Source organism: Sporosarcina sp. PTS2304 (assembly GCF_003351785.1).
In the GTDB taxonomy this organism is placed as follows: Bacteria; Bacillota; Bacilli; order Bacillales_A; family Planococcaceae; genus Sporosarcina.
Genome location: NZ_CP031230.1, coordinates 1,830,245 through 1,853,456 on the forward strand (window position 1 = coordinate 1,830,245; position 23,212 = coordinate 1,853,456).

Here is a 23,212-nt window from a genome sequence, read left to right on the forward strand (position 1 = left end):
GTTTCAGATGGAAATGAAGTTTACTGGGTAACCAACACAGGGAATACGCAAATACTTCCCACTGTAAATTCACTCATTACTCGCACTATCCCACAAAATAATATACCTATATAGTACATGACGAAATACTAAATGGATAGTGCAAATATTTTCTATTGTAATTATGTAAGATTAATACTATTTACTTATGTTGCAGCACGCAGATCTCTAACTAAAAACATTCCTCTCGATTTTGATTCATTTTTCACTTATAGTAAATAAAAGGAGGCGAATGAATTGAGAACACAATTATCATTCGATATGTTTGGCGAGGACGAAGAAAAGAAGTCCTCTATTCACTCCACAAGCCGCTCCGCTTCTCAGTTTCCAGCTCAATTTATAAACGATGTAAATAGCTTTTTGGCATATTGTAGCGATACGTCCATCTCGTTGACGAAGACGACCCAAACATTAAGCCGCAAACATCTGCAACAGGTAAATGACATACTAAGTGTCAAAGCCGAATCCGTAAATACTTATTCTTCTCAGGAATTTTACCCGTATATCAATTTTATCTTTCAAATCTTGCTAGCTGGGCGTCTAGTTGACATACATTCAAATCGTAAAAATCTCATTCTTGGGGATTCCGATCGGCTAACTTCTTTTAAGGAATTTACCACTTCTGAAAAATACTGCTTTCTACTGGAGACATTTTGGGTAGATATGGACTGGGATGACTTACTGTTCAGCAATACAAATCAAGTCACAACCGCTCACGCTCCAGTCTTCACTGCGCTTTATACCAGTGAGGAAAATAAAAAGTGGAACATCGTCAATCCGAAGACTGCAACAGGAGAACTTCTCAGTTTGGAAACGCAATCTTGGCATCACTTTTTCCAGTACTTTGAATGGTTCGGTCTGTGGATATGTGAATCTGATACTGAGCGCATGAAAACATATTATCGAAAGAACTCGTATTTCGCAAAAAATATTGCGGTAACTACTCTAGGAAAACAAATGATGCCTATTCTTCTGATCGACCGAAGTCTGCATCTATGGAATATCTCATTACGCAAATTATTCGGCTCGTCCGACTGGATTCCTGGAAAACCAGATGATTATATACGTAACTATGGTTTGACAGCGAAAGACGCGGAAAAACTAGAACTAGTTTTCAGTGAAGACCAAAGCATGCAACCATTCTACTTACCGTTTGTTCCTTTATTTGCAGAAGGCACATTGACTAAAACACTCCCCCGTATACAGAACAGTTTTCAAAACGGAGCCTATACTCTCCGTGTCAATTATACCAAAACTATCTGGCGTAAAATAAAACTGCCTGCGACCGCCACGATGGAAGATGTACACTATGAAATACTCGATGCCTATCAATTCGACGACGACCATCTTTACTCTTTTTTCACCGATGGAAAAAAGTGGTCCAAGCACTGTATTGCTTCACCTAATGACACCTTTACACTATCTCATGCCTCAAACATACAGCTTGGCAGCATTGGCATGAAGAAGAACGAGCCCTTACTATACTTATACGACTATGGCGATGAATGGACCTTCACAGTCGTTCTCGAAGAAATCGATGAACAACATACGCAATACTTTGAACCCTATCTTATTGAAGCAGAAGGAGAAAGTCCTCAACAGTATTTTTATGAGGAGGATGAATGGTGACTTATTATAGGGAGTAGTACCTGTGCGTCACGCGATTTAAAAACGATTTTTCGAGTTGTGTAGCATATAGGTACCGAACTTGCGAGCATCCAAATACACAAATACCCCTTTGTCATTTCAACAAAGGGTTGATTGTATTACGTTATGGTTACTGTCATTTCAGCTGATTTAGACGGATTACTTAGGGATGTAGCGACTACTGTGAATGTTCCGATCGGAGTATTTACATCAACTGTTATCACACCTGTAGTAGGATTCACAGAGACTCCGTTTATTGGTGTTTGTAAAGACCACGTAACCGCCTCTCCGACCAAAGGGTTACCATTTCTTTATATTTTTCTACCTTTACCAAACGGTATACATAAAGGTGTTCCGAATAATGGATCTTTACTAATTTCACAGTTCATTGAAAATACATCCTTGACCATTTGAGGAGTGATAACATCTTCTGGCTTGCCTTGTGCATAAATATTTTTATCACAAATCGCTACAATATGATGAGCATAGCGACATGCCAAGTTGAGATCATGCAAGACCATCACAACCGTTCTATTTTCTATTTCATTTAACTCAAAGAGAAGATCTAAAATTTCGATTTGGTGGGCTAAGTCTAAATACGTCGTAGGCTCATCTAATAAAATTATGTCAGTTTTTTGAGCAAGTGTCATAGCTATCCAAGCACGCTGTCTTTGACCACCCGACAAAGAATCTACTGTTCTTTGAGCAAATTCCGTCATATTCGTTAATTCCAACACACGACCTACTATCACTTCATCTTCATTAGACCATTGTTTTAACCAACTTTGATGGGGATATCTTCCTTGCTTTACTAGTTGCAATACTGTTAGGCCTTCTGGTGCAAGAGGAGTCTGAGGAAGAATAGCCAGTTTTTTTGCTACTTCTTTAGTAGTGTATTTTCTCAATTGCTCTCCATCTAAAACAATCCCGCCAGCTTGTGGTTTGATAAGACGTGCTAAAGATCGTAATAACGTGGACTTACCACAACCATTCGCTCCAACAAAAACCGTGATTTCTCCTTCAGGTATTATCAACTGTAAATCCTCAATAATTTTCGTATCACTATAACCTAATGTTAAAGAATTCGCTTCTAACATAATTATGTTCTCTACTCCTTTCTATCGCATTAACTATTTCGATTTCTAAACAATAGATATATGAAAAATGGAGCCCCGATTGCCGCTGTAAATACTCCTGCTGGAATATCCAATGGCAAAAATGCAGTTCTAGCTACTAAGTCAGCTAATACGACAATCATTCCACCAATCAATGCGGATGCTGGGATTAATGCAGCAAACGAACGTCCAATCAGTATTCTTCCAATATGTGGAGCGATTAATCCGACAAATTCTATCCCCCCTGCAAATGCAGCAGCAGAACCCGCTAATGCGACACTAATAAGTAAAAGGATAAAACGTCTAGATTGAACTTTCACCCCAAGACCAATTGCAATGTCATCCCCTAATTCTTTTGCACTGACAGAGCGCGCTAAAATTCCTGTTAACGGAATAAATATAAGTATAAAAGGAAGCATCGAATATACATGGCTCCAACTAGAACCATATAAGCTACCAGTTAACCAAAGATATGCTTTTGTTGTGACTGCTGTATCACTTAAGACAATCATCATCATAACAACCGCTTTCATCGCAGCTGCCACACCAATGCCGATCAATACGAGACGAATGGGCGTGACGCCATTATTCCATGCTAGCAAATAAATGACAGATGCAACGAGTAATGCACCTAAAATTGCTGCCAATGGTATGAAAGCCGCACTTATAATTCCTAAGAAAACTACGATAAAAATAATCGCTCCAGCAGAAGCACCTGCCGTTATACCAATAATGTCAGGTGATGCCAATGGATTTCTAATAATAGCTTGTAAAATAGCTCCCGCCACTCCTAGTGCTGCACCTACCATAAACGCCAGCAATACTCTAGGAAGTCTTAGTTGATTAAGTATAAAATCAGGCTCTCCTACACCGACAAGATTCTTTACTATAGTCCATGGATTGATAAAACTACTTCCTATGGAAAGACTCATAATAAGAACGGCTATAGATAAACAGCTTAGTATAATTACAATGCCGATCGTTTTCGTATGGACTTGAAATGAAAAACTTTCTGATTTGTTTTTAAGCGTAATATGCTTACCCATTCTTCACCAATCCTTTTCGAGCAATGTAGATGAAAAATGGTGTTCCGATAAATGCCGTCATAACCCCAATAGGCATTTCCTGTGGAGCAATGATAAATCTGGCGGCCACATCTGCTAATAAAAGCAAACTTGCGCCTATTAACGCACTCAAAATAATGATCCAACGATAATCAGGTCCTACAATTCCTTTCACTAAGTGAGGGACAATCAAGCCAATAAATCCAATAGATCCAGCTACAGCGACAGAACTTCCTGCTAAGATGATTACGACAGCACCAATCATTACTTTCAGTAACACTGTTCGTTGACCTAAGCTTTTAGCAACATCCTCACCCGACAGTAAAATCGTAACTGGTTTACCTAGAAATAATGCAATGAGTAGAGCAACGATCATATATGGCAAAACAGGCACTATCATATCTAGACTTCTACCAGAAACGGAACCAGCCAACCAAAATAATATGCTTTGTATTCGCTGTTCATCAATTACGAGCAATCCTTGAGTAAATGAAATGAAAAGAGCTGAGATAGCAGCACCAGCCAAAATAATTTTAATAGGAGATAATCCGTCTTTCCCCAATGACCCAAGGAAATAAACAGCAATACCTGCAATAGCTGCTCCTAAAAAAGCAATCCACATATACGACTGTAAGGAATCAACGGAAAAGAAGGTAGCTGAGAGAACGATAAAAAATAACGCACCTGCATTGACACCAAGAATATCCGGTGCGGCCAGTGGATTTCTAGTCATCGCCTGCATAAGTGCACCTGCAACAGCTAGATTGGCTCCTATAAAAGTTGCGATAATCGCCCTAGTCAATCTGGAGGTTGTAACAATAATGTGATCTGTATTCGTTGCATCAAAATGAATGAGTGCTTCTATCGTTGTACGAAAAGGAATTGAATTTTGTCCTGATGAGATACTTAACACAAATGACAGACTAACAATTATAATAGACACAATCAAAACCACTAGTTTAAAAGGTGTATGAGATGATAATTTCCTCATAAAATACCTACTTTCTTTACTCTGATGAAGAGGGAAAGGGATGGGAGTTGCCCCACCCCTTTTTTTATTTTTCTAATCCGAGTCGATCATACATATCATCTAACATAAGATTTGCTGAAATGACACCACCGCCAAGATTCCAAACAATTTCATTGACCTCATATACTTGATCCGCTTTTACAGCGTCAAGATTTTTCCATAATGGATGACTTGTCCACTCCTCGTAATTCTTTACTACCGCTGGATCATTTGTATCCATAAAGATATAAAACACATCTGCATTCATTTCAGTAATACTTTCTTTATCTGTTAATTTGATAATGTCTTGACCTTCATCTTTCATGTTTTTCGGTCCTTTGAATCCAAGTTCAGCTAAAATAGATCCTGCAAAACCTGTATAATAAATGCGTGCATGATCCGCTCTGAAATTCAATACAGCAACATGTTTCGGTGCTCCGCCATCCATTTTCACTTGTAATTTTTCTTTAAAATCAATTACGCGTTGATCCCAATTTTCTATAACTTCTTTTGCTTTTTCTTCTTCATTTAGCGCTTGCCCCATTAACTCCACTGTTTCTTTAAAAGCAAATACTGTTTCATGCGCTACAGTAGGTGCAATTGCTGAAAGTTGTTCATATACCTCTTCGTGCCGAATTTTGGAAGCGATAATTAGATCCGGTTTCAGCTTCGAAATTTCTTCTAAGTTCGGCTGTGTTTCTTGCCCCACAATTTGTATACCATCTAAATCATCTTTCAAATATTGATACACTGGTTGTTCCGCCCATGACTCGACGATACCTACTGGCTTCACGTCAAGTGCAACAGCCGCATCGTTCGCTCCTTGATATAGTGTCACAACTCGCTTCGGTGTTCCTTTAATTTCTGTAGTTCCCATCGCATGTGTGATAGTCCGGCTTTCTTCAGTAGTTGTTCCTGATGTTTCCTTATCCGTTTCATCAGGTTCGGAATCCGTCTTTGAATTCCCACAACCTGCTGTCAATACAACTAGTGATAATAATGCTACAACTACAAACAGTACTTTCTTGCTCACCCAATTTGAAACCAAATCTGTCCACTTCTTTCTTTCTATATTAAGTTTTATTTGATAATGAAAATCGTTATCAATTAGAAACTCTATTTTGAATTATAACTTCCCTTTTCTTAGATTACTAGTATTTTTATATTTTTTATTGAGATTTTTTACTTCAACAAAAAAAGAGTACCTAGTTAGATACTCTAGTTAGCAGTGGCTGTGCATCACACAGGCTTCTATTACACAATAGCGTCCTTCAGCGTAATAAGAAAACCCCACCTAGATGGTGAGGTTAAGAAATTTATTAAGGCTGTGGATTTGATGTTCCGACACCATCATTTGGAGCTGATACTTCGAATGATCCTGATGTTGTTTCAACAACAAAAATTATTCCGTAATACGCGCCAGGCATAAAACTGATTTTATTTCCTTCAACCACAAAATTTAAATCATTCTTATTTTTACTTATATCCGTATCGTTGTACCAAGAAAGACCAGTTACAACTAAATTACCAGTAACAATATAGTCCTTTCCTTCACCATGCAGGCGACTTTCATCGCACACGGCGATCCGTCAGCGGTAGATCTTACAACTTATTTCCCCTACAACAAGTATAATTTATTTTGAAAGAAACTGTCATTATTATTCTGAAAAAATTAGGGGTAAGTGGTTGTGCATTACATAACTCATATGCGATTTAGAACCTTTTTCAAGTTGTTCACCATGAAGGTATCTAATAAGTTCAATTTTAAATTTTTGTTAATTACTATTCTTCTCTAATAAAGTTTCGAAGTTATCTAAGATCTGAAAAAGATACCTTTTACTTTGTATACAAGTCTGCTTGAAATTTATTTCTTCCTTATCCTGGATATAACATGATCTTTCAAAAGTATCACCAAACTTATCAAGTATTCGTTGTAAATACTTCTCATCAATTTCAGGATGGAATTGTATTCCTAGAATTCCTTCTCCTATTGTAAATGCTTGATTTTCAAATGCTTCATTGCTTGCCTGTAGTACTGCTTCATCGGGCAAGTCAAATGTATCTTGATGAAATTGAAAGAAAGAGATTTCGTTTGGCAAACCTTCTAATAACGCGTGGGAGTTACAAGTCTGTCTAAATGAAATTGGCCACCAGCCTATTTCTTTATATTCTGCTTTTCTTACGTTCTTTCCATAGACATCCGCAAGCAGTTGGGCCCCTAAACATATTCCAAATATAAACTTTCCACTGTCTATTACACTTTGAATCCAATTTTTTTCTTGAATAATCCATGGATATTTATTTTCTTCGTATGCCCCCGCCTGACCGCCTAAAATAATAAGCATTTCAAAATCTTCTAATGAGGGATACTCATCTCCACGATCTACACGAATAACCTGCATTTCATGATTACGGCTGATAATCCATTCCTCTATGAAACCTGGCGCAACGAGTTTCTCATGCTGTAATATACAAATTCTCATTTTCTAACTGCAGCCTTTCTTTATCTATATTTAAGAAGTTAACCCCAGCCTGCATACTCTTCTAATTTAGAGTAATCAAAATCGCCTCGTTCTATATCCTTAAAAGCAATATTCAATAAGTTTAAAGCTTCTTCTACTTCTTCATCTTTAATTATGAGAGGTGGCGTGATCTCAAGGACATTACTATGGATACCTACCGTATACAACAGCAAGCCTAATTCATAAGCTCGATAGCATATTGCCGCTGTCGCAGATGCATCTGGACGTCCATCAGATTTTACGATTTCAACACCAATCGCTAGCCCTTTCCCTCTAACATCTCCGATAAAATCATACTTCTCCTTCAACTCTTCTAAACCAGTAATAAATTGCTTTCCGCGCTCGTTAGCATTCTCTATTAACTTCTCTTCTTTAATAATTCTAATATTTTCAATAGCTGCAGCAGTTGAAATCGGATTTCCGCTAGCTGTGAACATATGGCCGGCTACAACTGCGTCCATAATTTCACTCCGTCCTACAACAGCACTAATAGGTACACCTGCACCGAGAGATTTTCCTATAACGATAGCATCTGCAATAATATTTTCATGTTCAAATGCAAACCATTTTCCTGTTCTACCTAATCCGACCTTCACTTCATCAAAAATCAGGTAAATTCCATATTGGTCGCATATTTCTCTCAAGGACTTTAGGAATCCTTCGGGTGGAAGTACCATTCCTCCATCACTTTGAATCGCTTCAATTATTATTCCGGCAGTATCCTCGGGAGGACACACCGTCGCAAATACTTCTTGTAAAAAGCACATAGACTGTTCTTTAATATTTTCTTTAATTCCACTGAATGGTCGAAATTCATTGGGATACGGTACTTTGACTACATTTCCTCTTCCTTCAAACATCGCTTGTGCTGCATGACCTGAAAGAGAGGAAGCTCCCATTGTTTGTCCATGGTATGAACCAAAAAAAGATATCATTTTCGAACGTCCAGAAGCTACCGGTACAAATTTACTGATAAATTCATTTGCGTCCGAACCAGAATGTCCAAACCATACTTTCTTTTCAAATGCACCAGGTGAAATGCCGATAAGTTCCTCCGCGAGTAAAGTCATCGTTTCGCTCGGGGCGCTAAGTTGAGTAGTAAAAGAAAGTTTTTTATACTGATCATATAACACCTTAGCGACTTCTTCCCTGCTGTAACCAATATTTGCTACCGCCCATCCCGCCGTCAGATCTAAATAAGAAGTTCCATTTGTATCCTTAATCCTTGTTCCAAAGGCACTTTCTACTGAAATCGGATGGAAGCGAAGATTAAGTGCTTTAGATATTGTTTTCTTTTCTCTTTCTATTATTGACCTTGATTCTGTCAAATATATCTCCACCTTCTACATAGTAATTCTTTATAAAAATTTAATAGATGGCTGCAGTTTTAGTATACAGAAGAAAATAATTGCCTTTCCCATTCATTCACTTGATAAAAATGACGATTCCATTCCGATTTTTTCACTTTAATAAACTCTTCCCAAATGTCTCTCCCGATACTTTCTGCAAGTATAGTATCTTTTTCCAAGTAATAAAGAGCTTCCTTCAGGTCTCTTGGTGCATCCTCTACACCTAGCGCTATCAATTCTTCTGCAGATAATGAAGCGATGTCTTTTTCAAGTGGAAGTCCAGGATCCATTTTTTGTCGGATACCATGCAAGCCTGCTGCGATTAATGCGGATGATAACATATAAGGATTGCATGTACCGTCTGCGCCTCTGTATTCAAATCGGCGTTCCCGTCGTGGTTCTAGTACGCGAACCAAAGCAGAACGGTTCCCTACTCCATAGCAAACATGTGCAGGTGCAAATGTTCCAGGTAATAGACGTTTATAAGAGTTCATAGTAGGCGCAGCTATTGCAGAAAGCGCCTTTGCATGATGCAAGATACCGCCAATAAAATAGTAAGCTGTATCCGAAAGTTCTAAACCTCTACTGTCATTGGTTTCTTTAAATACATTCCTTTCTCCCTCAAACATACTGATATGGACGTGTAAACCACTACCTGCATATTCTTCAAAAGGTTTTGGAGCCAATGTTCCTACCATCCCCATATCACGCGCTAAATGTTTGAACAATTGACTGAACGTCACTTGATTATCAGTTGCTTTAAGACTTTCATCGTACTTAGTATTAATCTCTAGTTGTCCAGGGCCATACTCACTAGATATCTGTTCCGTTTCAATACCCATCTGTTCCATTATTTCGATAAACCTCTGCATAAACTCTTCTTGAATATCTAATCCATTTGTAGAGAAGCACATACTATTATCGGCTGGTACAAGTTTTCCGTCTTGTTCTTTTAACAAATAAGCTTCTTGTTCGTAAACCATATTGATTTCTCCGCCGGTCTCTTCCTTAGCTTCCTTCAATAATCGTTTCAAAGCACTTCTAGGACAACCATGCCACGGGTTTCCATTTTCATCTACTAAATCAGCATACATACGCGCGGTTCTATTTCTGTGTGGCAGAACTACAAATGTATCAAGATCAGGCATTGCAAAGAAATCACCATCATCTGCTCCATACCTTGCATTCTCTATCATCGTGTCAAACATATTAAAGTTCATAATAGCTGTACTGAAGTTGACCCCATTTTCTATCGCACTTTTTACTTGGCTTTTATGAATAGTCCGAGCACGTAGAATCCCCGTGTAATCTAAAAACTCTACACGTAGATATTGAATATCCTCCCGTTCGATTCTTTCCAACACTTCTTGTTTCTTCGAATTTGTATCTGTTAGCTCTATTGAGTTCATTTTATTCTCTCCTTTTTAGCAGTTCCTCAGCAATATTTGTGTATAGTTCAACTCCACGGATCAAAACAGAATCGTCAAAATAGAATTGGGGATGGTGCAAATCAAATATTTCCTCATCATCTTTTTTGATGCCTAGCCGGAAGTATAATGAAGGTATTTTTTCTGAAAAGTATCCAAAGTCATCAGCTCCCATTGAGGGCTCTTCGAGTTCATATACAGAAGAATCACCAAGCATATCAGTAGCTATAGCTTTGAATACCGCTGTAATTTCAGATGAATTATTGATTGCTGGAGCGCCTATAATATAATCAAGTTCTATAGTAGCACCCCATAAACTTTCTGCAGCTTTACAACTATCTTCAATCTTTTTTCTGATCAAGTTTCGTGTGACTTCAGAGAATGACCTTGCAGTCCCTTCTATTTCAACTGTATCTGCTATTACATTATTGGCTTCTCCACCCTGTATTTTACCAATATGAACTAACGTCGGCTGAGTTGGACTAGTATGTTTCAAGGGAATTGCCTGTATATCTTGGACTAATTTTGTTGCTATATTAATAGCATCGATACCTAGGTGAGGTCTGGCACAATGACCGCCTTTTCCTTTAACAACTATTTTAAAATCATCGCAGGATGCCGTCATACTTCCGCTTTTCACACCGACAGTCCCTAGTGGAAGGTAAGGCCATAGATGCATTCCAATTACACACTCTACCGATGGATTTTCAAGTACTCCTTTATCAATGAGATCTTTTGCGGCTCCGTCCAGTTCTTCTCCTGGCTGAAAAATACAGCGGACTGTACCTTGTAGCTTGTTTTTATTTTCGCTTAATAATTTAGTTGCACCCAATAGCATAGCAGTATGGCCATCATGACCGCAGGCATGCATGACACCGTCAATACAAGAACGGTAAGTAACATCTGCTTCTTCCTGAATAGGCAACGCATCAATATCAGCTCGTAAACCTATAGTTCTTCCGGACGGGTCACCAACGATATCGACAAATACACCTGTCTCACCGATGTTTTCAAATTTGATTCCCCAACTAGTAAGGATATTTCTAATTGTTTCGGCTGTTTGATACTCTTGAAAAGACAATTCAGGGTATTGGTGAAGCTTTCTTCGAATGGATACAACTTCTTCTTTTAACTGAGAAAGATAGTGTGTATGATTTATCATCTATATCACCTTTTTCGGTTCTGCACTCACTTTACGAAATGCACTCTTATTAAATACTTTAAATAGAATAAACAATATAGTCAGCCAAACCGCACCTCTGATTAACGTTCCAATATCGTTTACAAAAGATCCATACAAAACAACTACAATTCCGATAAATCCTAGTATTGGAAATAGAGGAAATAAAGGTTGTCTCCATGGCAATTTTGCTATTTCCTCTTTATATTTCACTCTATAAATCACACTAGCAATTAATGTAATCCCCCACGAGAACAACCATGCTATTACGAGTTGATTAGACAATTCTATGTAAATCAAATCGGGATTAAATTGTCCGATGATAATTAGCAATACAGTTGCTGCCCAAATTATCACTATTGCATTGACCGGTGTATAAGTCTTAGGGTGGATCGCTCCCATAAACTTAGGCAACATACCTTCTCTTGCTTGGGAATAAAAAATACGTGAAGTAGCATACATCGTTCCCATAAGAATAGTTGTGGCTGCAGCTATCCACGCAGCAGTATTCATGATAAATGCTCCTGCTACACCGAAAACCTGACCAGCTGCGACTGTAAATGGTGAACTATCAATCGTGACACTTTGAAAAGGTATAATACCTTGAAGTACAAAATGAGCAAAAGAGTAAATAAACAAGAATGTTAAACTTGACCATATCAATCCACGTGGAAGATCTCGCTGTGGATTAATTGCTTCAGCCCCTGCTGTAACGAGAGTAAGGGCCCCTAAATACGCATATGTACCTAAAGGAATTGCACTTAAAAATCCTGGAGCTCCATAAGGCATCATTGGTGTGAAGTTACCTAAATTCACGTCTTTTAGACCGATTACAGCGAAGATAATCATTGTACCTACAAGACTCAATACCAACCAAAGCTGAACTCTAGCAGCAAGCATAGTACCTGCTATATTCATCAAAGCAAACAACGTAATGAATACTAGAGAAAATACCATAGGCCACCAAGTAGCGGTTAAGCTTGGAAAATACCACATAGTTATCTTTCCGAGTGCTAGTCCGACACTGCCACCTGCAATAATCCAACCGATTGCAAATGTCATTCCTGCAATGAAGCCCCACGACTTACCTATTATTCGTTCTACCCAGTGAGACATCGCTCCTGCATCCGGCATAGCAATCGCTATTTCTATTAAAGCCATTATTAGAAACAACTGGAATAACCCTGCAATACCATATGAAATGATGGAACTTGGTCCGGCTAAGGCAATTCCTTCACCCATCAAAAGAAAAATCCCATCTCCTACTACTGCACCAACTCCTAAAGCCCAAATATGCCAGAATTTTAGCGTTCTCTTAGGCTGTAGGTCCAAATGTAAATGATTACTCATATTACTGCCCCTCTCTTAATGTTATAATTTGATGTTATAGATCTTCTCGAAATTTCTATACAGAACCATTTCACCGATATATTGAGCTTTCTCAACATCCATATAGTCCTTCTCCACCCACGAATTCAATACTCTTTCAAAGTTTTCTATAAAAATTTTAACGCCCATCCAATTCATCTCCGGAACTGTAAAAGCATCAGATCCATACATCACCTTATCAAACGGAGCCAATTCAAATACTTGTGACATGATTCTTTCTACACCATGAGCTGTAAATGGATTTTGTAAAGATATATCCATGTATACGTTAGGAAGAATGCTGACTATAAAAGCAGCTTCCTCCATCCATGGATAACCACCATGAACAAGATGGACTTTTGTATTTTTATATTTTTCTTGACGGAAAATATCCAATAGGTAGCTTGGGCTTGCTTTTGGAAGTACCACTTCGCCATCACCGATTCCCGTATGAATATGCATAAATTTATCGGCTTCTGTACAACATTCCATTGCGATATGGAAGCAGTAATCACGAAGTCTTTTAACGGCGCTCCTAGTGTCCTTCTTAAATGTTTCGTATTCCTTTGTAGCTGCCGACTCGTCTATTTCTTCAACATCTAAGCCACTACGATATGCAATAATTGTTTTTAAACCAACTACATGTTCTTTACACAAATCCTCTTGTAAGCGCTTTCTGTAAAGGCTGATAAACTCCTCGAATGACTCATAGTCTTCAGATAGTTCTACCATGAGCGGCTCGATCCTACTGATTTCCCAGACTTTTATATCGCATAACTCTTCAAAGTCCTCTCTGTCTATTGGAGGCTGAGGATAGCCGAAATCCATTATAGCTCCTTGTAAATTTACATCCTTAAATAATTTCTGTGTGTAGGCAGAAAAGTCTTTTGACTGTTCATTTCTTGCATGGACAATTGCTTCAATATCTTCATTACAATTAAGATACTGTGACATTCCTCTCAACAGTCTCTGAATCCACATATTAGAGCCAGGATATGGTTGATTTTTTTCTACCTCACTTAAATCAGAAAACATTTCCGGTATTACAGATAACGAAAGGTTACGCAAAAAACCTACGGGTGATTGTGCTTCTAGTTTCTCTTTAAAAGGATGTGCGTGTACATCTACTACTTTTACACCAGTTAATTTTACTTTCTTCATATCATTTCTCCTCTCTATCTACATTTCAAAAAAGAAAAATATTTTCCGAAAAAAATTTTTATATGCGGATGTTTTTCTATTTTTAAAATTATGATATAGTTGATTATATTTTCTAAACATTTTAACATCAAGTAAAGAAAAATATTTTTACAAAAGGAGAAAAAAATGAAAGAGATTAATTTAATAAATGCAACTCAGATTCTAGCGCCATTTCTTTTTGAAGGTATTATAATCATTGATAACTACGGATTTATTAAAACGCTTAATCAATCAGCCGTAGATTATTTTCCGGGAGCTACTAAAAGTCAGCTACTCAATCAATCTATAGAAAATTACATCCCCTCTCCAAAGATTCCTCAATTTTTGTCAAATAAGATTGACATGAAAAACATAGATATTTCCATTGGGAATAATCACGCATTAGTTAATATGCATGTAATCGATGATTCAGAGGCTCTCATCATATTGCGTCAGGTTACAACGATCAATCACTTGAATACAGAGTTACAAAAATATCAACAATATTTACGTCAGTTTGAAATTATTTTAGATTCGCTGGATGAAGGCGTATGCTTTATAGATAATAATCAAAAGATAGTTCTCTATAATAAAAAACAGGGTGAATTAAATTCCCGAGAAGCCAAGGATGTGCAGGGTAAATATTTAACAGAAGTCTTCTCTACTCAAAGCAGTCTAGTTTCTTCTCTTTACACACTTTCTAACACTAAAGAAATTGGCTATAGCAATACTTTCTTCTCGAATAACGGAAAGAAATACAGTATCCATCAGAAAAACATACCTCTTTTAATTGGTAAACAAAAAATCGGAAATATTTTTGTAACAAGAGATTTTTCGAAAACAGAGGATTTTATTGAAACTCTTTATCTTAGAAAAGAAGAAGTATCAAAGGATAATACAGAAGAAAAGGATCTATACTCCTCTTTTTTTACAAATACTAACGCATTATCCACTCTTCTTGATGAATTAAAACAGTTAGGTAATCCCTCTGCTAATCTCATATTTCATGGAGATCAAGGGACGGGAAAAAATATGTTGGCTCGTTTTTTTGTTGAAAATCAATTAAAAAAGTCCGTATATATGATTAACTGCAGCCTATATTCTACACAATCGCTATCAAATATGTTATTTGGCTCTCACGATAAAGCAGGCTTTTTAGAACAGGCACATAAAGGGGCTTTGATAATAGATAAACTGACAGCTATGCCCTTATTTTTACAGGAACATCTTTTCAATGCGCTGAAGACTAATACAATCATTCGTAACGGCTGTGAAGAAGAAATAGCAATTGATGTACAAATAATTTCCTTGTTAAATGAAAAACCATGGAAATCTATAAAAGAAAAGTGTTTAAACGAAAATTTATTCTATGAATTGAGCTCAGTATCTTTTTATGTTCCTTCATTACAAGATCAACAGTCCTCAATCGTTCAGTTAGCAGAAAATTTTCTTAATATGTTCAATACCGGCAAAAAAACACATTCATTTTCTCCAGAAACAGTGAACTTTTTAGAAAACTATCACTTCCCTGGTAATGTAAGGCAATTAAAACATATGGTTGAATGGATAGTTAGCCGACACCCTGATGTACTCGTATATGAACTTCATCATTTACCGGAATATCTGCAAACAGATACCATAACAGACGGAACCCGAACCGCTTCATACTCTCCAAAAATCGATTTGGCAGAAACGGTCGAACAATACGAAAAACAAATTATTGTAGATACATTGAAGCGTTATAATTACCATCTAACTAATACAGCTGAACAACTCGGAATATCCAGACAAAACTTAAACTACAAAATTAAAAAACATGAAATTGATAGTAAAAAATAATGTCTGATGCACAGTAATTATAGAATTATAAACAGAAAGAAACGAAGACGTACGCTATAGCTCCGTCTCCGTTTCTTCCCATTTATTTAACATGCTATCTATATCTATATTTCTTTGAATAGATTTTTTTAGTGATCGGTATCCGTGTCATGTAAAATAAATACTACTTACTTATTTTGTAGCACACAGGCACCTAACTTGTTAGCGTTTAAATACCCCTTTGTCATTTCAACAAAGGGGTGATTGTATTACGTTATGGTTACTGTCATTTCAGCTGATTTAGACGGATTACTTAGGGATGTAGCGACTACTGTGAATGTTCCGATCGGAGTATTTACATCAACTGTTATCACACCTGTAGTAGGATTCACAGAGACTCCGTTTACCGGTGTTTGTAAAGACCAAGTAACCGCCTCACCGACCAATGGGTTACCATTTCCATCATTCACAACAGCTGAGTAAATTGCGCTTACAGTCGGCCCTATCGTATGAATTTCAATATAGTTGGGACCAGTAATCGCAATATCTCCTATTAAAACACTATTCCCTTCTTATACCTATCTTGTCTTTAGGCTTTCGACAGGGCCTTCACCAAGCAGGCGACTTTCATCGCACACGGCGATCCGTCAGCGGTAGATCTTATACCTTATTTCCCCTACAACAAGTATAATTTATTTTGGAGGAAACTGTCATTATTATTCTGAAAAAATTAGGGGTAAGTGGTTGTGCGTTACATAACTCAGATGCGATTTAGAAATGTTTTCAAGTTGTGCGGCTTGCAAGGCATTTAACTTTAAAAACGACGTGGATTGTCAGCGTATGTAGCTCTTTCATTTGCACGGCAACTCTTCTACTCATTTTTAATGAACTTCTTATTTTTTTAAACCATAAACTTGTACTATACTTTTTTCTTCAGTGTATTCTTTTATAAAATCCATATAAGATTTCTCGAGTACTCTAACAGAATTAATGTTCTCTTTATAAACTTCAGCAATCACTTCTTTTGCCCCTAATTCTAGTAAGGAGTACGTTAATAGCCCTTCCAAAACTTCAAGTCCAAATCCGTTGCCCCAATACTTTTCTAAAAATCTATATCCTACCTCAACACATTCCAAATCTAGTTTCTCAACAGCACACGCACCTACTAAAGAGCTAGTTTCATCTGATTTTCTAGAAATACCCATAACAATTCTATTTGTCTCACTTAGAAAGTAGCCGCTGATAATATTTTCAAATTCACTTTTATTCTCTTCCCTTGTCTTTGCTCTACCGACTGTATATTTCATAACCTTACTATTACCCTGCATTTCATTAAATTCATCAAAGTCCTTTTGTTCTAACTGTCTTGCAACTAAACGCTCTGTTTCGAAATACAAAAGATTCACCTCATTTTTTTCTTGAAAGGTATTAGTTAGCAGGGGCTGTACATCACACAACTTAGGAATGGTACCTGCCCAAGAAACTAACATGAAAGTTTAAACATTCATGTTAGTTCAAACAATCATGAACGTTTTGCCCACAGGTACATTTCACTAAGAATGGAGAATTAGTTTCAAAAAATATCCAGATGAAAGCTACTTGTGCATGAAACTTTCATGATTGTTTGCACATTTACGTTCGTTTCACACGAAGGTTCCTTTATGAATAGAAGAAAATCAAATAAAACAGGGGATTTCAATTAACTAAAATCCCCTGTTCCATACACGTACGCTTTAATTAGATAGATAGCTCTAATGCTTGTCGTCCTGGTGCTTCTTCAAAGTTTTTGCTGCGTCACTTTTTTGCTTTTTTGTCGAGGATTTACATCCCAGAGTTTTACCTGCTTTGCCAACTTTACCACCCGAATGTTTAGGCATATATTCCCCTCCTTTATTTTCTCAAGAGTACCTTCTTTAGTTAAATTCAATTCTTTAGTTATACCATTACTTTAGAATTCCATTATCAACATCATAATTTGACTTATTTATTACGAACACTTTTAATAAAGTGTTGTAGTTTTATAATTCTTTGTGTAGATGTATTGATTTTGCAAAAGAATAGGGTATTACTTCTTCCTCTTTAGTTTGTTTCCAAGCTTCTTCTTGATGTGAGTAGTCACTGATCGCTTTAGAACCATAACTTGCAAAAAACTCTTCGACAAACTTCATGGTAGATAGCTCTTCTTCTGTAAAATAAACATCATTAAAAGGCACATCAGACTTTACAATCATTTTGGTATATCCAGTATTAACATCTTCTTCTTCATGTATAGAAAAAATATTTAAAGCTGTACCAGAACCAAGTACTGTGTCATGTTCAACAGGAACTGGTCCAAATTCTTTGTGCCAATAAGGTACTCCACTTATAGAATATTCTTGTTTTTGATACATTAAAAAATCCGTATACCATAGTAATTTCATTAATTTAGTTTTCAAAACACCTTCCTTTGAGAAAAATAAAATCATATTGAAAAGTTTTGCAGGTTGAAATTTTGAATAGCCATTAGTAAGTTGATTCTCATATTTAGAATAAAGTAAGTGCAATACCTCATACGTTGATTTTTCCAGATTTTCAGAAGTTAAAGCATTTAGCTTTTCAGAGATTATTTCTCGATCATGCGGACTGAATGTTTTTTTATTTTCTTCATAAAACTCTAATATTACACCAGGATTTTTCTGTAACATCTTTAAAATACCCAACTGTGTACCATCCGGTAAGGAGGTGCCTGCTTCATACCTTTTGATCGTAGCTTCACCCATATTAATAACTTTCGCAAACAAAGTCTGAGTTAATCCTGTTGATTTTCTTATCTTTTTAATATCCTCAGGTGTAAAAGAATGCTTGCTTTGATACAACTGACTCAATTGTTGAAGTGTGTGTGTTGCCATCTCTTCATGATAAACATCTTCCCCACAAATCGAACATTCAGCATATTGTTCAATAATATCAAATGGCTCTTTTCTGAAATTATAAGTAGCTGGACGTTCTTTTATAATGATTTCTCGATTGAAATTACATACTTCACAATAGTGTCTCTCTGTCATTTTAATCACTCCATTTTTAATTTAGAAGTGGAAGGGATTTTCCACTTCTCTAAGGCTGGTCTTCATGGAAAGATATACAGACACATCCACGGATTAATTCTTCATCTTTTAGTTTGATGTAGGTTATAATTTCATTCACTTCCACTTTGTAAATCCAAACCACTCTCCCAAGACTCCGATCATCCCAATCATACTGGGGACCCCCAACGCAATGACCAACTTCCAGTTCTAAAATGATTTCCCAGGCTTCTTCTATATTCGTTATTCCTAGATCCGCCAGTTGTTGGATATGAGAAACCCCATTCCGGTTTCTTCTTACGAAATAACGTTTTCCGCTTCTAATCATCATTTGAAATTTATTTAGTGCTACAACTTTTTCATCTTCTTCCATTCGGGGCACCCCTCCTTTATTATATTAGAAGTGAAAGTATCACGTGATACTTTTTCAAAAGTATATCATACGTTTCTAGAAGTATCAAATGATACTTTTTCGTACAGTCAGTAAAAGATAACCGTACATGAAGCTTTCAAGATTGTTTCACACACAGTTAACTTATGTACTAGAAAAAACCTGTACAGCATATGACGTCGACACGAAAAACCGTGTGGAGTCATATGTGTACAGGTTCGCTGTTCATTTATTTGATCGTAATCACAATTTTACCTTTTGCGTGATGTGTTGCACTTAACTCATGAGCTTCACGCAATCCCTTTTCTGTTAACGGGAACGTATGACCAATATGAGATTTGACTTCCCCCTTTTCCATCAAGTCTCCAAGTTCCGCGAGCTGTTTTCCATTCGGATTCAGCCATAAGGATTCTGCGGTAATGCCATTCATTTTCGCTTTTTCTGCATTTGGCTGACCTGCAATGGAAACGAGACGACCGCCTTTCTTTACAACATCGAGGCTCTTCTCTAAAATTTCGCCGCCCATCGTGTCCACTACCAAGTCCACGTCCTTTGCCACATCCGCAAAATCAGTCGTTTTATAATCAATGAACTCATCCACACCGAGCTCTTTCAAAAACGCTTCATTCTTGTCGCTCGCTGTGGAATAAACGTACGCTCCGAAGCTTTTCGCAATCTGAATAGCATAGCTGCCCACGCCGCCGGATCCTGCTTGAATGAGCACCTTATCTCCTTTTTTCACTTGCCCAAAATCCACAAGACATTGCCAAGCCGTCAAACCCGCCAGCGGAACGGAAGCTGCTTCTTCAAAGCTGAGATGTTCCGGTTTCAACGCCACCAATTCTTCATCGACCGCCACATACTCGCTGTATGTCCCGTTCTCCATCGCCGGACGCGCAAACACCTTATCGCCCTTTTTGAACTGCGTCACCTGGCTTCCGACTTCACTGACAACCCCTGCAGCATCCCATCCTAAAATCAACGGAAACTCAAAAGGCATGGCGTCTTTCATATAGCCTTCCCGTACTTTCCAGTCAATCGGATTAATGGAAGTGGCATGCATTTCAATTAGCACCTGCTGATCTTTTATCTCCGGTTTCGGAAGATCTTTCTCCACTAACTGATCCGACCCGCCATATTGTTCAATTACGATTGCTTTCATTTTCACTACACTCCTTCTGATTAGTATTGATATCTGATTGTGTGATACGTACTTCCTATAGCTGTATACCCTGAATCATTTATCTCAATCAAAGGGGTGAATGAATAGTGATAGGTACCTGCGCAAGAAACTAACGTGAAAGTTTAAACATTCATGTTTGTTCAAACAATCATAAATGTTTCGCGCGCAGGTACCCTTCACTAGAAAGTTTCACAATTCTCCTTTGTTCTACATACAGTATGAACTCATGAATGCTCTGTTGGGTATTCCACAAACCGTCTCACTAGCCAAGCAACAACAATACTGAATATGAAATGACCCGCTGTCTAGTAAAACCAAGCCATGCCATCATCTGTCGCTGGTGCTTTTTCTGTAAATGACGTCAAAAAGAATAACACACCACTCCCCGCTGTATATACAGCGATATACGGCCACATCAAAAACTGAAAACCAATTAAGGACAGCAAGTAATAAAGTCCGACAACGCTAACTATGCAAAAGATGAAGTGGAAGAAAATACCAAACCATGCACTTTCATCAAAGACGTGTATTAAAGGAAAATAATCTACATTGTAGAGCAAAACATACGCTTCATTTCCCGTTACCCAATAAACAAGCTGTAGCAAAATCGCTAACACAAACCCACTTACAATCCCGATACTAAGTAACCGCACGAATGGATTCATTTTCTACACCTCCTATTACATGGACGTAGTACCCCAAAACATCTTTGTCTCTTCCTTTCATAATTGTTTACCCATTCATGAAAGCTTTTACACAGATACCTTTTATTTGCTCTTCTGTCACATACATATCTTATTTATGCCAGTCGCTGAGATCTTCCTGAAAGCAGGCTCTCACTGCCGGTTCAGTTCCATCTCACGGTATTCAATCCACGTATACCCGATTCATCCTATTATGTTCTTAACTAGACGCAGTAAGCTGCACGTCCGGATATTCAACCTGCTAAATTGAAAGGTGTTTGTGCGTCACACAATTCAGACACGATTCAAAATTGTTTTCAAGTTGATAGAATTGATGTATCACATTGTCCATTTCCTTTTGAAGCTACCACCACGAATTTCCCGTTGGCTGTATACCTTCCGCAAAAAATCACTATATAGATGAAAAAAAGGGTTTTTTTATCAGACACTATTTTTCCATACATATCCATTGTAAAAAAACAGGTTCACATAGTATTCACTGAACATAAATTAACATATCCGCTGCCAATTTGACGAAGTCCATCTTGCCACTTTGACGAGATGGACCTTGCCACTTTGACGAGACCAATAACTTAAGAACTTAAGAAATATAAAACATAAATATTGTCGAGCTACCACTCGACGTGTTCTCTTTTTATTTATTTTTAAAAAAGTTGTCCACCTTTTACACATAGTTGTCTATCTAGTAAGCAAAAGTGAATATGCGGAATAGGGTTGGGCTTGTCGTTTGCTGTACGGGAATGAATGTGGAGAGAGTAGTTTATTTAGTTGATGCGTACGGATTTTGTAGTGAGGGAGTTTGAAGTGTTGCTACGAATGTCAGAGTAAGTACATTGGCTACTGTCGCATTGTACACACTCTAGTACTGGAAGAAAGAAGTTATTTTTATGTAAAGTTACTACACAACTCTGTAAAAGCCCGGTTTAGTATTCCAATTTTTCGTCTAGCCGGCCAATTCTGTTGAAAAAAATTTTCCCCGCAGAGGAAAATCATAGTACGATAGAGTACAGGAGTTGATATTGATGGAAGCGATCATTCACGGAATCATATTAGCATTTGGCCTCATCCTACCGCTCGGAGTGCAGAATGTGTTCGTATTCACGCAAGGAGCGGCGGGCGTGCGGCGAGCACTGCCGGCCGCCATCACGGCAGCGCTTTGCGACACGCTATTGATCATACTCGCCGTTTTCGGCCTGTCTGTCATCGTGCTGCAGTTCGAGTGGCTACGCCTCGGTCTGATGCTAGTAGGCATTCTGTTTCTGCTATATATGGGCTATGCCCTCTGGACAGCCGAAACAACTGCGGACGAAACCGACCATGCCCTGCCGGTTCGCCGACAAATCCTGTTCGCTGTATCCGTCTCGCTGCTGAACCCGCACGCCATCCTCGATACCGTCGGCGTCATCGGCACAAGCGCTCTCAAATACACCGAGCAGGAGCAGCTGTATTTTATGCTAGCCTGCATTACAGTATCGTGGCTCTGGTTCCTTGGGTTGGCGGTCGCCGGTTCGATGCTGAAGAAGCTGGACGGTACGGGGCGCGTGATGTATATGTTCAATAAATGCTCCGCTGTATTTATCTGGGGCACAGCGGTTTATTTGCTGGCAGGTGTGGCTTGAGGAATGGTAGCTGTGCAAGAAACTAACGTGAAAGTTTAAACATTAATGTTTTGAGCACAGGTACCTTTCGTTTCCAATTCAGCCGCTTCCAGTCATCGGTCTCTCTTCGGTTCTCCGCCATGCTTCCCCTCAGAATAGCCGGCTAGCTGTACCTTTCCATCTTCAACGATATACAGATACGCAACTTCCGGCTCATCGGTAAACACGATTTCCACACCGTTGGACAGTATCGTGTTGCGTATTGGCTGCCGGCTGACCCATTGATCACCGGGATAGAGTTCATTCAAATACTTGTTTACTGTTTCTTCCTGGCTGTACCATTCCTGTAAATGTGCGTCCTGGCTATACAGGACATAATAAAGTTCACCTGACGCAACCAACACGGCAACGGTCAGCAAGATGACGCGGGCTTTTTTCCAAAAAGCCGCCACGATCAGCAACAACACGATCGGCGCCATGAACATCATGAAAAAAATTACACTAGCTGGACTCAAGCTCATTCCCTCCCCTGCCGGCTGTTTCTGCATAGTCGATTG

General features: G+C 38.1%; 22 protein-coding genes. 4 read left to right on the forward strand and 18 right to left on the reverse strand.

The genetic code is table 11. The features are described from left to right. Positions 1-276: 276 nt before the first annotated feature. A complete protein-coding gene (locus tag DV702_RS08750) occupies positions 277-1,668 on the forward strand; it encodes a plasmid pRiA4b ORF-3 family protein (protein WP_114924417.1) in 1,392 nt (463 codons plus the stop codon). 329 nt (positions 1,669-1,997) lie between these two features. Here DV702_RS08750 and DV702_RS08755 read toward each other — a convergent pair whose 3' ends face one another. The 11 genes from DV702_RS08755 to DV702_RS08805 all read right to left on the reverse strand — a co-directional run bounded on the left by DV702_RS08755 (position 1,998) and on the right by DV702_RS08805 (position 13,881). Continuing rightward, positions 1,998-2,783: an ABC transporter ATP-binding protein gene (locus DV702_RS08755; RefSeq protein ID WP_371682667.1), complete on the reverse strand. Its 786-nt coding sequence runs from the start codon at positions 2,781-2,783 to the stop codon at positions 1,998-2,000. Positions 2,784-2,812: 29 nt separating this feature from the next. Next, positions 2,813-3,847, reverse strand: coding sequence for a FecCD family ABC transporter permease (locus tag DV702_RS08760; RefSeq protein ID WP_114924419.1), 1,035 nt, complete (start codon positions 3,845-3,847; stop codon positions 2,813-2,815). Further along, positions 3,840-4,856 (reverse strand): FecCD family ABC transporter permease, encoded by a 1,017-nt coding sequence (locus DV702_RS08765; RefSeq protein ID WP_114924420.1) that lies wholly within the window; start codon positions 4,854-4,856, stop codon positions 3,840-3,842. Before DV702_RS08765 ends, DV702_RS08760 begins: the two co-directional genes overlap by 8 nt. A gap of 64 nt (positions 4,857-4,920) precedes the next feature. Further along, a complete protein-coding gene (locus tag DV702_RS08770) occupies positions 4,921-5,907 on the reverse strand; it encodes an ABC transporter substrate-binding protein (RefSeq protein ID WP_114925888.1) in 987 nt (328 codons plus the stop codon). Between the two features lie 286 nt (positions 5,908-6,193). After that, positions 6,194-6,454: a hypothetical protein gene (locus DV702_RS08775; protein WP_114924421.1), complete on the reverse strand. Its 261-nt coding sequence runs from the start codon at positions 6,452-6,454 to the stop codon at positions 6,194-6,196. 195 nt (positions 6,455-6,649) lie between these two features. Further along, a complete protein-coding gene (locus DV702_RS08780) occupies positions 6,650-7,357 on the reverse strand; it encodes a type 1 glutamine amidotransferase (protein ID WP_114924422.1) in 708 nt (235 codons plus the stop codon). A 38-nt stretch (positions 7,358-7,395) separates the two neighbouring features. Further along, entirely contained in the window at positions 7,396-8,724 is a 1,329-nt protein-coding gene (locus DV702_RS08785) for an aspartate aminotransferase family protein (protein ID WP_114924423.1), read from the reverse strand. A gap of 59 nt (positions 8,725-8,783) precedes the next feature. Beyond that, complete coding sequence (locus DV702_RS08790) at positions 8,784-10,154, reverse strand: glutamine synthetase family protein (protein ID WP_114924424.1); 1,371 nt, start codon at positions 10,152-10,154, stop codon at positions 8,784-8,786. A 1-nt stretch (position 10,155) separates the two neighbouring features. Then, entirely contained in the window at positions 10,156-11,334 is a 1,179-nt protein-coding gene (locus DV702_RS08795; RefSeq protein WP_114924425.1) for a M20 metallopeptidase family protein, read from the reverse strand. Next, entirely contained in the window at positions 11,335-12,702 is a 1,368-nt protein-coding gene (locus tag DV702_RS08800) for an APC family permease (RefSeq protein ID WP_114924426.1), read from the reverse strand. Positions 12,703-12,723: 21 nt separating this feature from the next. Beyond that, the gene (locus DV702_RS08805) at positions 12,724-13,881 is read right to left on the reverse strand and encodes an amidohydrolase family protein (RefSeq protein WP_114924427.1); all 1,158 of its coding nucleotides are present in this window, start codon (positions 13,879-13,881) and stop codon (positions 12,724-12,726) included. A 165-nt stretch (positions 13,882-14,046) separates the two neighbouring features. On the opposite strand from DV702_RS08805, the gene DV702_RS08810 reads away from it, so the two are divergent. Continuing rightward, positions 14,047-15,738, forward strand: a complete 1,692-nt coding sequence (locus DV702_RS08810; RefSeq protein ID WP_114924428.1) for a sigma 54-interacting transcriptional regulator — start codon at positions 14,047-14,049, stop codon at positions 15,736-15,738. Positions 15,739-15,981: 243 nt separating this feature from the next. Beyond that, the gene (locus tag DV702_RS08815; protein ID WP_162805765.1) at positions 15,982-16,200 is read left to right on the forward strand and encodes a hypothetical protein; all 219 of its coding nucleotides are present in this window, start codon (positions 15,982-15,984) and stop codon (positions 16,198-16,200) included. A 410-nt stretch (positions 16,201-16,610) separates the two neighbouring features. On the opposite strand, the gene DV702_RS08820 is transcribed toward DV702_RS08815, so the two are convergent. The 6 genes from DV702_RS08820 to DV702_RS08840 form a co-directional block, all read right to left on the reverse strand. Continuing rightward, positions 16,611-17,207: a GNAT family N-acetyltransferase gene (locus DV702_RS08820; protein WP_114924430.1), complete on the reverse strand. Its 597-nt coding sequence runs from the start codon at positions 17,205-17,207 to the stop codon at positions 16,611-16,613. Between the two features lie 261 nt (positions 17,208-17,468). Then, the gene (locus DV702_RS17195) at positions 17,469-17,594 is read right to left on the reverse strand and encodes a hypothetical protein (RefSeq protein ID WP_256359791.1); all 126 of its coding nucleotides are present in this window, start codon (positions 17,592-17,594) and stop codon (positions 17,469-17,471) included. Between the two features lie 141 nt (positions 17,595-17,735). Continuing rightward, the gene (locus DV702_RS08825; RefSeq protein WP_114924431.1) at positions 17,736-18,761 is read right to left on the reverse strand and encodes a type II TA system antitoxin MqsA family protein; all 1,026 of its coding nucleotides are present in this window, start codon (positions 18,759-18,761) and stop codon (positions 17,736-17,738) included. Between the two features lie 49 nt (positions 18,762-18,810). Continuing rightward, positions 18,811-19,152 carry a hypothetical protein gene (locus tag DV702_RS08830; protein WP_114924432.1) on the reverse strand — a complete coding sequence of 114 codons (342 nt, stop codon included), beginning with the start codon at positions 19,150-19,152 and terminating at the stop codon, positions 18,811-18,813. Between the two features lie 247 nt (positions 19,153-19,399). After that, entirely contained in the window at positions 19,400-20,332 is a 933-nt protein-coding gene (locus tag DV702_RS08835) for an NADP-dependent oxidoreductase (RefSeq protein ID WP_114924433.1), read from the reverse strand. A 326-nt stretch (positions 20,333-20,658) separates the two neighbouring features. Continuing rightward, positions 20,659-21,018, reverse strand: a complete 360-nt coding sequence (locus DV702_RS08840) for a hypothetical protein (protein WP_114924434.1) — start codon at positions 21,016-21,018, stop codon at positions 20,659-20,661. Positions 21,019-22,079: 1,061 nt separating this feature from the next. On the opposite strand from DV702_RS08840, the gene DV702_RS08845 reads away from it, so the two are divergent. Further along, positions 22,080-22,676, forward strand: a complete 597-nt coding sequence (locus tag DV702_RS08845) for a LysE/ArgO family amino acid transporter (protein WP_114924435.1) — start codon at positions 22,080-22,082, stop codon at positions 22,674-22,676. 92 nt (positions 22,677-22,768) lie between these two features. Here DV702_RS08845 and DV702_RS08850 read toward each other — a convergent pair whose 3' ends face one another. Continuing rightward, positions 22,769-23,170, reverse strand: coding sequence for a DUF3139 domain-containing protein (locus tag DV702_RS08850; RefSeq protein ID WP_114924436.1), 402 nt, complete (start codon positions 23,168-23,170; stop codon positions 22,769-22,771). Positions 23,171-23,212 lie beyond the last annotated feature (42 nt).